Origin of the sequence: Ruegeria marisrubri (assembly GCF_001507595.1) — a bacterium.
In the GTDB taxonomy this organism is placed as follows: domain Bacteria; phylum Pseudomonadota; class Alphaproteobacteria; order Rhodobacterales; family Rhodobacteraceae; genus Ruegeria; species Ruegeria marisrubri.
In genome coordinates, this window is record NZ_LQBQ01000030.1 from 1 (window position 1) to 754 (window position 754).

Annotated in this window: 1 protein-coding gene; it reads right to left on the reverse strand. The window is 53.1% G+C overall.

Annotation, left to right across the window (positions count from 1 at the left end):
• The coding region (locus tag AVO45_RS19445) for a DUF2254 family protein (protein WP_157770155.1) at positions 1 to 351 on the reverse strand (351 nt) is incomplete at its 3' end.
• Between the last annotated feature and the right edge of the window lie 403 nt (positions 352 to 754).

The window sequence follows — 754 nt, forward strand, 5'->3', positions numbered from 1 at the left end:
GAACGCTCCCAGAAAGGCTGCGAGCGCGTTCTGGGTCACCGTATCTTCTTCGATCAGTTGCTGGGCACGAGGTGAAGACTGGTTTGACGTCCATTTTTGGGCTGCCACCATGATGGATAGCGAGAACGTCGTTACCGCCAGCATGGATGAGGCCAGGATCTCCAAAATGCGCACGACAGTGTCCGAGGTCAGACGTTCGACAAGGCCAGCGGGCAAAAAGCTCCCGAAAACCGGCCCGGACAAAGCACTGACCAGCGCCAAGGCTGCAATCAGAGACGTGCGCACCCAGAGTTTTCGAACCAGTTGGCGAAAGAGAAAAAGGGGCTTGGAGAGAATTTGAAGATCAAACATGGAAAGACCCCGGTTTTTTTCAACAAGGATAGCATCAAGCAATTCCGCAGCGCTGCAAGGCAATTGGGAATGACAACTAAATGACAGTTTGCCCGTCGCAATTTTCAATATGACTGCAAGTCGTGTTGGCTCAGGCTCCTCAAAGGCACTCCCGACAAAACAAATCACCATACCTTACAACAATTTCTTTGCGGTGTATGTCACCCATCAACTACGAAAGCGCCGCCGCCGAGAGATGGGATCTGCAAGCCCATGACCGTCCATCAAACCGGGGGAACTCCACGCCAGGATCGTCCCGAGGCCCTAGGGTCAGGACTCATTGTCTATCAAAGCCAGTAGATGACAAGAGCTGCGAGAGCTATGGCTGACAGGAAGACCTTTGGGCATCTGTCGTAACGGGTTG